The sequence below is a fragment of the Vibrio sp. QJM3NY_21 genome, assembly GCF_057785975.1.
In genome coordinates this window covers 2237991-2252704 of sequence record NZ_CM173513.1, presented here as the reverse complement: position 1 = coordinate 2252704, position 14714 = coordinate 2237991, and the positions used below count along the sequence as shown (strand labels likewise).

Below are 14714 nucleotides of genomic sequence, written 5' to 3'. Positions count from 1 at the left end.
GATTGAAAGTTAACGAGATACTGAACTTAACAACTGAGTAAAGCGTTCCCACGATTTTTGGTCAGCTTCTTGTTGGTAGTTGTTTGAGCCGAACACGGTAAAGGCATGTGGCGCTCCACTATAAGTGATCATTTCATGTGGAACCTTGGTCGTTTCAAGTTCAGCGGCGAGGTTGCCAAAATCTTGCATTGAAATCATCGAATCTGCTGTGCCATGGAATACGACGACAGGCGCTTTAGTCTGAGAGTAATCTTGGCCTTTCGGTGTTGATAAACCACCATGGAAAGTGACATAAGCTTTCGATGGGATGCCCGCACGCGCGGCTTCTAAAACAGCAGCTCCGCCAAAACAATATCCCATCATCACGTTGTTATCTAAGTTGCCGCCAAGTCTTTTCGCTTCCATTGCTCCCGCATTAAGTAGTGCGCGCATTTTTTCTCTGTCTTTATATAGTTCGCCCGTGTGTTGCTTTTTGTCTTTGACTTCGGTTGGGCGGATGCCTTTACCAAATAGGTCGATGGCGAACACGTTGTAACCGAGTTCGTTGAGCATCTCAGAACGTTTCTTTTCGTAATCAGTTAAGCCATCCCAATCGTGAATTAGCAGCACCAAAGGCGCTTGGTCACACTGGCCTCACTCCAATAACCTTCGTAATCCATACCATCGACTTGGTAAGTGATGTTTTCTCCTGAAATCGCAGAGAAGGGCAGTAAAACTGAAAACAGGCCGAGCGTAGTGATTGTTCGCATGCGTGATTCCTTTCGATGACAATTGATGTTCCAATCGAAAGTATAGATAACGCGATGATTCTCGCCAGATTTCTGTTTCTAACTTGAAATGTATGGCAGGGAGAGCAGGTGGCTATTGCTGATGAATAGCCATCGAGAGGGAGTGCGATGGCTGTTTTGTGATGTTCTCAGCTTACCAAAACTTGAATAGCTAAACAGGGGAATAAAGAAAAACTACCAAGATGCGTTGGTTTTGCTAATGCTTATTTCCGGGTATTTTCGCTGATAGCGCGGCAACATCGACTCATTGCCCAAGATGCCACCTTGATGGATATAGATAATGGTTTTGGTTGGGTTGTTATCTTGCCATCGTTCTAAACATTGCCACATCAATGGGTCGTAGAGCAGGTCGAATTCAATATCCGTTTGTTCTTGTAGATCCAACCAGGTTTGATAGTCCTGTTGATACAGCTTACCAAAGTGATGTTTGGTTTCGAGTGGCAGTATTTGTGGATGATCGGATTCGCCAAGCTCATTAAATTGTTGTGTTAGGTAGCTATTACCGCCAACACACGCACAGGTTAACACCGGGATGTTGTGCACTTTTAAATGCTTATGTAGATACAGAGCCGTACTGCCGGTGCCTGCTGGTAGTGCAACCACGAAATCGTGTTTGTTTTCGAAACGCGTCCAGCTAAGTATTTCCATCGCCAGTTGCTTCACGCCGTATTCAGAAAGCTGAGAGCGTCCACCTTCAGGCAATACAATACACTGAGAATCTGGCTGTCTTATTTGCTCAATATACTCCTGTGGATGAAGCTCAGAGCCTGTCTCTTTGACTGAAATTACCTTCGCACCAAGGTCTACTGCACCACGGTAATTACCTATTGGGCGTTCTAGTAGCCACTGGGGAAGGTGGTCGACGTAAAACTCAAGCGTCCAGCCTTTAATTTTTGCCAGTGCAGCGAGCGAGAATAGAGAGTTAGCTTGCGCAGAACCGTAGCTGATTAAGGTTGTCGTATTAGGGTGCTCGTCTTCGAGTAGCTTCATGAACTTTCGCGCTTTGTTGCCACAAAAGTGAGAGTGGAGTTGATCGTCACGCTTCAAGAAAAAGGTGTGGTCGTTGTATTGATGTTGAGTTACAGGGCTATTATTTAGTTTCATCGCACTTAGACAAAACGCTGACTAAGAAGCCAGCATTTTAAAATCAAATTGGACTAACGAGTATCTAGTAGCTAGTCAGCGCTGTAAACCAACTAAATCAAGTTTTCGTTGGATATTGAACTTAGTACTACGAGTTTATTTGCTCTGGTATGGGCGAGGGTGAATCTGTCTGAAAGGCGATTCTGGCAGTGCACCCTCCAGAGTTACGATTGACCAAATCAAAGTCCCAATGGAAGCGTTGGCACAAGTCGTCGACAATCAATAAACCTAATCCATGACCATTCGGATTGTATTGTTCCTGAAGGCCTTCACCTTGGTCTTCAATCACAATACTCTGCTCGGACAGGGTAACAGTGACAGTACCACTATTGGTCGCTGCAATGGCATTTCTCAATAAGTTGCCGACCAACATATTCATGATCGCGCTGGTGGCTTGAATGGTAGGCTCTGATTGAATGTGTAGGGATATCTCGACTAGCTTCTCATCCGCCTGTAATGAATTCTTGGAAACGATAGCTTCTAACTCTTGCTGACTAAACACGCGCAGCGGTGCATCGTCACTGTTTCTTTCATAACGAACTAAACCGAGTAGGGCATCGACCATTTCTGACATCTGGATAATGGCTTCATCAATGCGCTCAACCTGACGAGATTGAAATTCCGTTGTTTCGCTTCTTAATAGCAATTTATTCGCACCACGAGCGACCGTTAGTGGGGTTCTTAATTCATGACTTGAATAACGAGCAAACGCTTGTTCACGTTTGATCAAGGAATTAATTTCTCTACGGTATTGATTGAGTTGGTCTGTTAACTGACGAAACTCAACAGCTGCACCTTCACTGACATCAAACTCCTCCCCTAGGTCGAGTTTGTTCGAGTTGAGTTGCTCAGATAGGGAATTGAAAGGCTCAATCAGTCGTTTGGAAAGGCGAGAGAGTAAGGTGCCAAAGCTAAATATCAAAATGGATAACAGCACCAACACGAACGAGATGGCGTATACCAATTCATAGGTATCAAATTCGACGCGATCTATCTCAGACATAAGGATGATCGGGTAAGTTTTACCTTCATGAGAGTATTCTCCCACATAGATCATTCGTGATTCCGGCTCGTCGCCGACTTCACCAAGGAAGTTATCCTTACCTTCTATATAAGGTGTGTACTCTTTTGGTACAAATGAGAGGTCATTGTACGCCATGGTGAGACCGTCAATACGTATTGCACCGCTCTCGCCAGCTTGAAAGAGTTCGACAGCATAGTTTCGGTCAATCAGGATGCGTCTTTCACCGACCCGGTCTTCTGACATATACAACCCGGCAACAAAAACGACATAGACGAATGCAGACACAATCACGGCCATCAACCCAAAGAAAAGCGCTAGGCGGCCTGTGAGGGTTTTGGTGCTTGTCAGAACATTTGAAATCAATTCGATGGCTCCAGACGGAATCCAACTTTAGGAACGGTAATCAACATTGGGGTGTCAAAAGGTTTGTCGAGTTGATTACGCAGTTGATAGATATGGCTACGTAACACATCGTTGTTGGGTTCGTCTTCTTGCCATAGCTTGTAGGAAATATCTTCACGAGTCACTACTTCAGGTGCTTTTTGGCACAGCATCTCAAGGATGGTGTAAGTCGTTGGGTTAAGCGCGAGCAGTTTGTCTTTACGGTAAGCTTTACGGGTTTTTTGATCAATGGTGAGTTCATCAAATTGAAGCTTAGAAGAAGCCACTTTTCCTCGGTAACGACGAACAAGCGCGTTCATTCTGGCTTCCAAAATATCCAAATCAAAAGGTTTGGTTAGATAGTCATCGGCACCATGCTCAAACCCTTTTAACATATCATCGCGGCTATCTAACGCAGTCAACATCAAAATAGGTGTCGCGTTGCCTTGGTCTCGCAGTTTATTACAAACCGTGAGGCCGTCCATTCTTGGCAACATCAGATCCAATATGATGATATCAAATGAGTTTTCCAACGCGAGTTGCAGGCCGAGTTCGCCGTTGTCCGCATAATCGAGTTCCATGCCAATACACTCAAAATAATCAAACAAGACACCTGCGATTTCACGGTTATCTTCGACTAATAGAACTCGTTTCATTTTGATTCTCATACAGAAATAGACGGTAACATTATCCTGAGTGAGCGTGAAAAATATGTCAATAACATAACTTTCACTTATGGGAGGGTAGATTGGATTCAGATTAAAAAATAGAAGAACGTATTATGTCTGAACTTCATATAAGCCGCCCCAAGATATCTACATCGCAGATCAACCCTGCGGTTTCTCTGTCTATAATTGTGCCTTTTTACGATGAACAAGAGGTATTGGAAGAGTTCCACTCTCGCCTTACCAAGGTGCTTGATAGCTTGCCCATCAAGAGTGAAATCGTTTATGTCGATGACGGTAGTAAAGACAGCAGCTTGGAGTTGGTGAGTTCATTCACTTCAATCAATAGCTCAATTTCTGTTATCGGTTTAAGCCGTAATTTCGGCAAAGAGTCAGCGATGAGCGCAGGCCTTGAGCACTGTCGTGGACAAGCGGTGATTTTGCTAGACGCTGACTTACAAGATCCACCTGAGCTGATTCCGCAAATGATTGCCAAGTGGCGCGAAGGTTATGACGTCGTCAATATGCAGCGTAGCCAGCGCGACGGTGAAACATGGTTTAAGAAGTTTTCAGCAGCGAGCTTTTACAAAGTAATGAATGTGGCTGCGAAGATTGATGTTCCTGAGAATGTGGGTGATTTCCGACTGTTAAGCCGAGAAGTTGTCGACCATATCAATCAGCTTCCAGAACGTAACCGCTACATGAAAGGCATTTTTTCATGGCCGGGTTTCCGACAAGCGACGCTCCAATTTAAGCGTGATGCTCGCTTCTGTGGTGAGACCAAGTGGAACTACCTCAAGTTAATCGGTTTGGCGATGGATGGGATTACCTCGTTCTCTATCCGACCTCTGCGTATTGCGACGGCCGTTGGTGGTTTAGTGGCGCTTACTGCTTTTGTGTATGGCGTCTTCATCGTATTCAAAACCACTATGTTTGGCGAGCCTATCACGGGTTACCCGTCAATGATGGTCGTGCAACTTGCCCTTGGCGGTATTCAACTCCTGAGTATTGGTTTAATGGGTGAGTACATAGGTCGTATTTTTATCGAAACCAAGAATCGCCCTCTGTATCTGATTCAGTCGGTGGTCGATACACCTGCATTAAAAACACATTTCAAATTAGAGGAGTCAGCATGAGCCTGAACAGAACGCACCTATGGTATTTGTTGGCTTTTGCACTGGTTCTAAGACTCCTATCTTTGGCGACTTATCCGTTAATGGATACTACGGAGGCGCGCTACGGAGAAATGGCTCGCTTGATGGTGGAAACCGGCAATTGGTTAACACCTCAGTTTGATTACGGCATTCCTTTTTGGGGCAAGCCACCGTTGTTCACATGGATGAGTGCTGCGGGGATTGAGCTATTTGGTTTGAGTGAGTTTGCTGTTCGTGCACCTCACTGGTTAGCAGGAGTAGCGACAATTTTGTTAACCGCTTACATGGCGAAGCGAACTGGGCAAAGTGCGTTGGTTGCCGCGGTAGTGTTGGCGACATGCGGTATTTTCTCTATTGCCGCGGGCGCTGTGATGACAGACATAGCATTAACCTTAGCGATGACCATTGCCATGTTAGGCTTCTACTTGTGTTGGCTAGGAGGAGAGGGTTGGAAAGGCGAAGGCAGTGCGAAGACTAATCGATCTTGGGGTTATGTCGGTTTCATTGGTTTAGCGTTAGGCTTGCTTGCAAAAGGGCCAGTAGCGATTGTCATTATGGGCATCGCAGTTTTCCCTTGGTTAGTATTACAACATGGCTTCTTTGGCGCTTTCAAAGTGCTTTGGCAACGCTTTCCATTGTTGTCTGGCTTGGGTGTGATGCTAGCAATAGCTTTGCCTTGGTACATCATGGCTGAAATGGCAACACCGGGCTTTATTGATTACTTTATTGTTGGCGAGCACTTTAAGCGTTTTGTTGTGAGTGGCTGGGAGGGCGATTTATACGGCTCTGCCCATGACCAAGCAAGAGGTATGATCTGGCTGTTTTGGCTTCAAGCGGCTGCGCCGTGGTCGATTGTATTACCTATATTGGCATTTGCTCGACGTAAGAAAATTGCAGAAATTAATACTGAAAATCGCGGTTTGTTTTCATTTCTTGTCTGTTGGTTGATTTCACCTCTGATTCTTTTCACTATGGCGGGCAATATTCTCCCAGCTTACGTCCTGCCAGGTATTCCGGCCCTTGGCTTGTTGATTGCTATACTCGTAGTGGAAAAAGATAAGAAGTGGTTCTCGAGCGTGGCTTTGGTTCTACCTGTGTTGCTAATGATTGCGATGGTCTACCTGAATCTCGGCAAGGCGAACGAGAAAAGTGACCGCATTATCTTCGAACAGATTACGGATTCTGCGCCAAGCTTTTACGTGGGTAAACGACCATTCTCTGGGCAATTTTACAGTCATGGTCAAGCGAAAAGACTTCTCGATATCGAGCAGCTAGATGGCATTGATAAGTTCTATCTGATTGGTAAAAGATCTGAAGTGGAAACCAAGATTAAAGAGAACGCATTAACGTGTATTCTAGAGCCAACGGTGAAAATAAAGCGTGCTTTATTCAGCTGTCATAGCTCAAGTATCAAGCCAAATCTATCGTTGAGTCATATTCAAAGTGGCAGCGATGTTTAGCGTTAACTCGGGGTTACGAATGTTCAACAACAAGCTTCAAACGCACAGTCAGAGGTTACAGTCTCACCACAAGGTGGTTCGATTTGCTGTGGTTGGTGTTGGCGGATTTGTTGTTGATTGCTTAGTTTTTGCATTACTGCATTATGCCGTTGGGCTGCCTTTGATGAGTGCACGGATAGGATCTTTCATTGCAGCCGCCACGACAACATGGTTTGGTAATCGAGTGCTAACTTTTGACTTCAAAGGGCAGGATAGTTGGTCAGAGAAGTTGATTCAGTGGCAAAAGTTCATGTTTTCCGCATCGATATCGGCGATACCTAATTTGCTGTGCTTTAAGCTGATGACTGAATTGCTTCCTGCATTTACTGGGGCTGTATTTATCGCAATGGCCGTAGGTATCTTGGTGGGCATGGTCACTAACTATTTGTTTAGCCAGTATTGGGTCTTCACCCGTTAGAATCCCTTGTAATCACATAACCAAGTGAAACCTTCGGGTCGTTCATTAGTAACAGACACAAAAAAGCGCAGCTAAATAGCTGCGCTTTGTATTTTTATGATCACCAAGTAAATGGGGTCGCGATATTAACGCTGTGTTGCGCGCTGGCGATTCTTTCCGTTACTCGCAGGCTTACCACCTTGACCATTACCCGCTTTGCTGCGGTTTGGCTTGCCATTCCCGCCGCCATTGCCTTGCGATTGCTGGCTAGCAGGGGCTTTTTTGATGAAACCAGTCGCTGGTTTATTCGCGTTACCATTACCGTTCTGCTTTCCGTTGCCCTGATTGCCGTTACCTTGGCTACCTGTTGGCTTCTTACCACCCGGTTTAGGCTTATTGCCACCTGGCTTAGAATGGTTACGTGGGCTTTCGCCGCCAAGACCCGGTTGAGCTTTACTGTGCTTAGTTGCAAAACGTTGTGAGCCGTGACGACCAGACTTACGACGCTGTGCGGGTGTCAGAGCTTCAAAATCTTCTTCTGGTACTAAACAGTTCGCTTTGTCGCCAATTAGGTGCTTTTTGCCCATGCTGGTCAGTGCTTCACGGATGATCTTCCAGTTTTCTGGATCGTGATAACGAAGCAATGCTTTATGCAGACGACGTTGACGATCGCCTTTAGGCACTGGAACATCTTCACGTTTTTTGTATTTCACGCGCTTCAGAGGGTTGGTCTCTGAGTAGTACATCGACGTCGCATTACACATTGGCGATGGGTAGAAGTTCTGTACTTGGTCACACTCGTAGTTGTGCTTTTTCAGCCACAACGCAAGGTTGAGCATGTCTTCATCTTCCGTACCCGGGTGAGCAGAGATGAAGTAAGGAATTAGGTACTGTTTCTTACCGGCTTCAGCGCTGTACTTCTCGAACATCTCTTTGAAACGATCGTAAGTGCCCATGCCCGGTTTCATCATCAGATCCAGAGGGCCTTTTTCAGTATGCTCTGGAGCAATCTTCAAGTAACCACCAACGTGGTGAGTCACAAGCTCACGTACGTATTCTGGAGACTCAATCGCAAGGTCATAACGAACGCCTGATGCGATCATCACTTTCTTGATGCCCGGAACCTTTCTCGCTGAGCGGTAAAGGTCAATGGTGTGCTGGTGGTCTGTGTTCAGTTTTTCACAGATTTTAGGGAACACACATGATGGGCGACGACAGTTAATTTCAGCTTTAGGATCAGAACAACCTAGACGATACATGTTCGCCGTTGGTCCACCCAAGTCAGAAATCGTACCGGTAAAGCCAGGTACTTTATCTTTAATGTCTTCGATTTCATCCAAGATCGATTCTTTCGAACGGTTCTGAATGATACGACCTTCGTGCTCTGTGATTGAACAGAAAGAACAACCACCAAAACAACCACGCATGATGTTAACCGAAGTTTTAATCATGTCGTATGCAGGGATCTTTGCTTTGCCATACATAGGGTGCGGAACACGCTTGTACGCAAGGCCAAACACGTAATCCATCTCTTCAGTTGCAAGAGGAATTGGCGCTTGGTTTACCCATAGTTCGCGGTCACCGTGACGTTGAATAAGAGCACGACCTGAATACGGGTTGGTCTCTAGGTGCAGAATACGGCTAGCGTGAGCGTAAAGAATACGGTCGTTATTGAGCTTTTCGAAACCAGGGATACGAACCGCGGTTGTTTTTGCATCGTGACGAGAAGGACGAATCGTAATTGGCTGCGCTTTTACTTCTTCTTTTTCATCTTTCTTGGTATCACATTGCGTTTCTACTTCGTACGGGTTAACCGGAACGTAGGCTTTGTTCGGTTTTTCGATACGAGAAGAATCAATAATTTTGTAACCTTCAGGCGCTGCAGGCAAGTTGATAGCAGTACCACGAATGTTTGTCAGCGTAGACATGTCTTCGCCATCGGCAATGCGGTGTGCCACTTCAACCAGTGCACGCTCAGCGTTACCGAAAAGAAGAATGTCTGCTTTTGCATCAAACAATACAGAGCGACGAACTTTATCAGACCAGTAGTCGTAGTGCGCAACTCGACGTAAGCTGGCTTCAATACCACCAAGAACGATTGGCGTGCCTTTGTAGGCTTCACGACAACGTTGAGAATAAATCAGAGTTGCACGGTCAGGACGCTTACCACCTTCATTGTTTGGTGTGTAGGCATCGTCGTGACGAAGTTTGCGATCAGAGGTGTAGCGGTTGATCATGGAATCCATGTTACCCGCTGTGATGCCGAAGAATAGGTTAGGTCTACCCAGTTCCATAAAGGCATCTTTACTGTCCCACTTTGGTTGGGCAATGATGCCCACGCGGAAGCCTTGAGCTTCAAGCAAACGGCCAATGATAGCCATACCAAAGCTCGGGTGATCGACATAAGCGTCACCAGTTACAATAATAATGTCACAGCTATCCCATCCAAGAGCATCCATCTCCTTTCTACTGGTAGGCAAAAAGGGTGCTGTTCCGTAGCACTCGGCCCAGTATTTTTTGTGTTCGTGAATAGGAGTGATATCGCTGTACATATTTCAACCTCTGATTTTTGAGGCGGGAATTATAGCGGCATGAGCCTAGACTAGCCAGTAGAACATGCCCCTGTTAGTTCTGATGTCTTTCGCCATTTTGCAGATAATGCTGACAAAAGAACCATACAACAGCATAGTTGAAGCCTTGAATAACGTCGCTAATTTGTGATTTTGATTAGTGTTCGCAGCAGTTTTTGATATTATTCGCGAAAATAAGTCTGAATAAGTAGATCCACAATGGTCGAATCATTATTAGTACAATTTGCTCCCATGCTATTAGGAGCCCAACTGATCTTAACTTTAATCTTAGTGAAGGGTGACATTTGCCCTGGTCAACGTGGCCGTATTCACAAGATGTTACCTGCGATTGGCGTGCTTTGGCTTGCTGTTGCTTCATTAAGAATTGAAGCGTTTCTGATCGTATTCGCTATCTTCTATTTCTATTCTCAAGTTCAAACTAAGAAGACACGTGACTCAGGCCCTATCTGGGTGATGTACCTTGCGTGTGGTTTGGCGCTTTCATACGTTGCTATTCAAGCGACTGAGCAAGCAACTACCGTCGGTATTATTACTACTTTACTGCTGGTGGCACTGTTGGGGTCTGCGTTTGGTCATTTACTGCTGACGATTGCAAGAACGCGCTTACAAGCATTTCACCGTGTTCTGCCTGTTGTGGGCGTATTAAGTGGCATGTTGGTGGTGTTGGCGACCGTGATTAACGTTTATTCACTGTCTGAAGCGCAACTAGAACCTGTTATTTCAACTTTGTTGTTTAGCTTTGCTTTGCTTATCTCTTCTATCGTGGTTTGGTGTTGGCATTTGCTGTTTGTCAAAACCCCTGAAAAGCTTCAGCTGACTCTTTCATTGTTGATGTTATTGGCGGCGGCTGTTGGTTTAACGCCAGTTTGGGCGATGTAGAAGGTTACTGATCTCACAAGCCTTTCAGTGTTGAATCGAAAAAGTGTGATCTGTTTTTTAGCGTGGTGTTGGTAAGCGTTCTAAACTTAAATCTAGTCGGTGTGTTCGTTAGGAGTACGGGATGGATTTAAGCAACGTCAAAGGTTTCGATAGCATTATTTTGCTGGGAATCGTGAATGAAAAACTTCGCTTAGAATGCGATAGCTTTGAAGAGCTGATCAGTATGTATGAAATGGATATAGAAAGTGTTGTAGGTAAGCTTGATATGCTTGGCTATCAATACGATCCATTAACTAACCAGTTTAAGTCTTATCCAAGATAAGCAGCAAACTGGCGCATGTTCTATTGATAGCGAGTTAGTTATCGATTGTGAGCCAGTTATCGAGAATGAACTAGTTATCGAGAGTGAGCTAGTATCGTGAATGAACAAGTACCGCCATTGTCGGTACTAAAGCTAAAAGAAAAAAGTCACAGATAATCTGTGACTTTTTTGTTTCTGGCGCATGCCTATCAGGTTCAACGCAGGCATAAACTAACCCAACAACGAGTCTCTTAAACGACCTCAATGCCATCTAGGTGACTCTTACTTTGCTGTCTTGCCGTGCTAAAGAAAGCTTGCAGGTAACGTTTGTCTTTTTCTGAGTTTCTTACCGCTGCGAACAACCTTCTTGAAAGCCCTTTGCCTAATGGTTTGCTGGCAATGAGTCCTTGTCTTGAAAATTCACTAATTGCCCAGTTAGGCAAAGCTGCAACTCCGAGCCCTGCCGACACCATTTGAACCAGCATTAGTGTGTTGTCTGCCTGTTTCCATTTTTTAGGTTCAACACCCGCTGGCTGCAAAAAGTGCTTCACGACATCTAAACGCTGTTTTTGAACCGGGTAGGTGAGCATAGTGATATCGCTAAGATCTTGCGGATCAATGCTCGATTTTTCGGCCAAAGGTGAATTGATTGCTGTAATCAAACGCATCTCGAAATCAAAAAGCGGTTCGTAATGGACTTCCGAACGCGGTTGAATATCAGAGGTGATCACCAAATCTAACTCACCTGCCATTAATGCGGGCAGCGGCTCAAAACCAAAGCCTGACGAGAAATCGAGCGTCACGCTTGGCCAAGCAACTTGGTACTCTTTCAAAGCGGGCATTAGCCATTGGAAGCATGAGTGACACTCAATCGCCATGTGCAAGCGACCATTCACATCCTCTTTCAGGCTTGCGAGTTCGTTCTCTGCTTTAGCTATTCTTGGCTGTATTTCATCGGCAAGCTTAAGCAAGATCTCACCCTCAGAGGTGAATTTTACTGGCCTAGTTTTTCGTAGGAAAAGCTGACCGCCAATACGCGCTTCAAGATCTTTTAATTGATGAGAAAGCGCCGACTGAGTCAGGTGAAGAGAGGTCGCAGTGGCTGTTAACGATCCGCTGTCTCTCAAGGTGGTCAATGTTCGAAGGTGTTTAAGCTCTATCATGAGTATTCCTCATATTCCCTAAGCCAATTCAATATTTCTTAATAATCACCCTACGGTGTTTTTGATCTTTTGTAAACGTCTAGATGTCCAGACGGATTTAAATTGTTCATCTTTGAATGATTAAAGATGAATATTATTAATAAACAAGATGAATATTTGGACGTTGTCCATAGATCGGATTAAGGTGATAGTTTAGCCATCCAGACGCCTTTGTGGAAAATTAAAACATCAAAGGCAGTCTGACCGGAAATTAAAATTATCGAATAAGGAACAGACTCATGACGACAACAACGCATATTCTTGGCTACCCACGCATTGGTGAAAAACGCGAACTTAAATTCACGCTCGAGAAATACTGGCGCGGTGAAATCGATCAATCTGAGCTCAAGCAACTCGGCAGCGAATTAAGAAATCGTAACTGGAATGTACAAGCTGACGCGAATCTAAGCTTTGCAACTGCGGGTGACTTCGCATGGTACGACCATGTTCTGACAACGACTCTACTTCTAGGCCACGTTCCAAAGCGTCATGCTGGTGGTTCTGAAGATGAAAAAGCCTTCCCAGATCTGGATACCTTGTTTCGTGTTGGCCGTGGTCAGTCTCAAGTTCAGTCTACCTGTTGCGGTGGTACGCATACGTCTAATGATGGCACTAAAGACAGTTCGGCGGCTTCTGACATGACTAAGTGGTTCAACACCAATTACCACTACATTGTTCCTGAGTTCAGCAAAGACGATTCGTTTGAGGTGAGTTGGCCACAATTGTTTGACGAAGTGAGTGAAGCGATTAAAGCCGGGCATAAGGTGAAGCCAGTCCTTCTCGGCCCGCTGTCTTACTTATATCTAGGCAAAGAAGTGGAAGAGGGCTTTGACCGCTTAACCTTGCTTCCACGTTTGCTTACTGCTTACCAAGCGATTTTGGCAAAACTCGCCAAGTTGGGCGTTGAGTGGGTGCAAATCGATGAACCTATCCTTTCTCTGGAACTTGAAAAGCAGTGGGCTGATTCATTCAAACTGGCTTATCAAGTGATTCAAGGCGATGTGAAACTATTGCTGACCACTTACTTTGATTCTGTGACTGATACGTTAGGCAAGATCGTGGAATTGCCCGTCAACGGCTTACACATCGACTTGGCTGCCGCACCGCAGCAACTTGATGAAGTGGTGAATAAGTTACCGGAAGATTGGGTACTTTCTGCGGGTGCAATCAATGGACGCAATGTTTGGCGAGCAGACTTAGCTTCTCAGCTTGAGTTACTGCAACCTGTGAAAGAGAAGCTGGGAGACAAGCTGTGGGTGGCAAGTTCATGTTCGCTGCTGCATAGCCCAGTAGATTTGGAGTTAGAAGAGACGCTTAGCGAAGAAGTGAAGAGTTGGTTTGCCTTTGCAAAACAGAAAGTGACCGAGGTGAGCTTATTGGGTGCGGCGTTAGACGGCGATCAAAATGCCATTTTGGCGTGTGAGACTTACAGCCAACCTATCGTTGCACGTAAGAGCGCGACTCATGTGAATAAGCCGCAAGTTCAAGCTCGACTCAATACCATTACTAAAGCACTAGCAGAGCGCAGTGCTCCATACGCAGAACGCGCAGCGCATCAGTCTGAGGTGTTGGGTTTACCGCTATTACCAACCACAACCATTGGTTCGTTCCCACAAACAGGGGAAATTCGTCTTCAACGCAGTGCTTACCGCACTGGAAAACTGAATGAGTCGGAATACAACACTGCACTGAAAGGTCACATCGCAGATGCTGTTAAGCGTCAAGAAGCACTGGATTTGGATGTGCTTGTTCATGGCGAAGCTGAACGTAATGACATGGTGGAGTACTTTGCGGAAAATCTAGCAGGCTTTCAAACCACCAAGTTTGGTTGGGTACAAAGCTATGGCTCTCGCTGCGTGAAGCCAGCGATTGTGGTCGCGGATATAGAACGTGAGAAACCGATGACGGTAGAATGGTCGACCTATGCTCAATCTCTGACTTCAAAGCAGATGAAAGGCATGCTGACAGGACCCGTCACTATTCTATGTTGGACATTCCCACGTGAAGACATCTCACGCAAAGAGATCACTAACCAACTGGCGTTTGCTCTGCGTGATGAGGTGTCTGATTTGCAAGATGCAGGTATCAACATTATTCAAATCGATGAACCTGCTATTCGTGAAGGTTTACCACTGAAAAAGCGCGACCACGCAGAATACCTAGAGTGGGCGGTCGATGCCTTTAAGATCTCAGCGGCGAGTGCTAAACCAGAAACTCAGATCCATACCCATATGTGTTACAGCGAGTTCAACGAGATCATTGATTCAGTAGCCGCGCTAGATGCCGATGTGATTACCATTGAGACTTCTCGCTCGAACATGGAGCTACTGAAAGCGTTTGAAGAGTTCAACTACCCGAATGCGATTGGACCGGGTGTTTACGATATTCACTCGCCAAACATTCCGTCAGAAGAGTGGATTGTTGATTTACTTAAGAAAGCGGCAGAGAAAATTCCAGCAGAACGTTTGTGGGCAAACCCTGATTGCGGATTAAAGACTCGTAACTGGGCAGAGACAGAAGCGGCACTCACTAACTTAGTTTCGGCGACGAAGACACTGCGTAAAGAGTGGGAATCAGCTGAGGTATAATTCAGTCTAAGATTTTGATTGATCCGTTAATCCACGATGAACCACAACAAAGGCCTCGCATTTGCGAGGCCTTCTGGTTTTATACTTGTTCGAATTTCGAGC

11 protein-coding genes and 1 pseudogene are annotated in these 14714 nt (G+C 45.4%); 6 read left to right on the top strand and 6 right to left on the bottom strand.

Annotated elements, in window-relative coordinates; all coding sequences use genetic code 11:
- Positions 1-9 precede the first annotated feature (9 nt).
- The 4 genes and pseudogenes from AC3CID_RS09950 to AC3CID_RS09935 form a co-directional block, all read right to left on the bottom strand.
- Positions 10-749, bottom strand: a pseudogene (locus tag AC3CID_RS09950) (dienelactone hydrolase family protein).
- Between the two features lie 213 nt (positions 750-962).
- Positions 963-1892, bottom strand: a complete 930-nt coding sequence (locus AC3CID_RS09945) for a pyridoxal-phosphate dependent enzyme (RefSeq protein WP_488526493.1) — start codon at positions 1890-1892, stop codon at positions 963-965.
- Between the two features lie 127 nt (positions 1893-2019).
- Positions 2020-3318 (bottom strand): sensor histidine kinase, encoded by a 1299-nt coding sequence (locus AC3CID_RS09940; RefSeq protein ID WP_488526492.1) that lies wholly within the window; start codon positions 3316-3318, stop codon positions 2020-2022.
- Entirely contained in the window at positions 3315-3992 is a 678-nt protein-coding gene (locus AC3CID_RS09935; RefSeq protein WP_004736501.1) for a response regulator transcription factor, read from the bottom strand. Before AC3CID_RS09935 ends, AC3CID_RS09940 begins: the two co-directional genes overlap by 4 nt.
- A 125-nt stretch (positions 3993-4117) precedes the next feature.
- On the opposite strand from AC3CID_RS09935, the gene AC3CID_RS09930 reads away from it, so the two are divergent.
- The 3 genes from AC3CID_RS09930 to AC3CID_RS09920 are packed head-to-tail and all read left to right on the top strand — an operon-like array spanning position 4118 to position 7072.
- Positions 4118-5137, top strand: coding sequence for a glycosyltransferase family 2 protein (locus tag AC3CID_RS09930; protein WP_017078197.1), 1020 nt, complete (start codon positions 4118-4120; stop codon positions 5135-5137).
- Complete coding sequence (locus tag AC3CID_RS09925; protein WP_473575783.1) at positions 5134-6615, top strand: ArnT family glycosyltransferase; 1482 nt, start codon at positions 5134-5136, stop codon at positions 6613-6615. The genes AC3CID_RS09930 and AC3CID_RS09925 overlap by 4 nt, the downstream gene beginning before the upstream one ends.
- A complete protein-coding gene (locus tag AC3CID_RS09920; RefSeq protein WP_054547326.1) occupies positions 6608-7072 on the top strand; it encodes a GtrA family protein in 465 nt (154 codons plus the stop codon). The genes AC3CID_RS09925 and AC3CID_RS09920 overlap by 8 nt, the downstream gene beginning before the upstream one ends.
- Before the next feature lie 125 nt (positions 7073-7197).
- On the opposite strand, the gene AC3CID_RS09915 is transcribed toward AC3CID_RS09920, so the two are convergent.
- Positions 7198-9510 (bottom strand): YgiQ family radical SAM protein, encoded by a 2313-nt coding sequence (locus tag AC3CID_RS09915; protein ID WP_488527290.1) that lies wholly within the window; start codon positions 9508-9510, stop codon positions 7198-7200.
- 330 nt (positions 9511-9840) lie between these two features.
- Between AC3CID_RS09915 and AC3CID_RS09910 the strand changes: the two genes are divergently transcribed.
- Both AC3CID_RS09910 and AC3CID_RS09905 read left to right on the top strand, forming a co-directional pair.
- Positions 9841-10521 carry a hypothetical protein gene (locus tag AC3CID_RS09910; protein ID WP_054547328.1) on the top strand — a complete coding sequence of 227 codons (681 nt, stop codon included), beginning with the start codon at positions 9841-9843 and terminating at the stop codon, positions 10519-10521.
- 121 nt (positions 10522-10642) lie between these two features.
- Entirely contained in the window at positions 10643-10843 is a 201-nt protein-coding gene (locus AC3CID_RS09905) for a DUF4250 domain-containing protein (RefSeq protein ID WP_004736508.1), read from the top strand.
- A gap of 230 nt (positions 10844-11073) precedes the next feature.
- Here the strand turns inward: AC3CID_RS09905 and AC3CID_RS09900 are convergent, their stop codons facing one another.
- Positions 11074-11985, bottom strand: a complete 912-nt coding sequence (locus tag AC3CID_RS09900) for a LysR substrate-binding domain-containing protein (protein ID WP_017076389.1) — start codon at positions 11983-11985, stop codon at positions 11074-11076.
- A gap of 278 nt (positions 11986-12263) precedes the next feature.
- On the opposite strand from AC3CID_RS09900, the gene metE reads away from it, so the two are divergent.
- Complete coding sequence (gene metE, locus AC3CID_RS09895) at positions 12264-14612, top strand: 5-methyltetrahydropteroyltriglutamate--homocysteine S-methyltransferase (protein WP_054547329.1); 2349 nt, start codon at positions 12264-12266, stop codon at positions 14610-14612.
- Positions 14613-14714 lie beyond the last annotated feature (102 nt).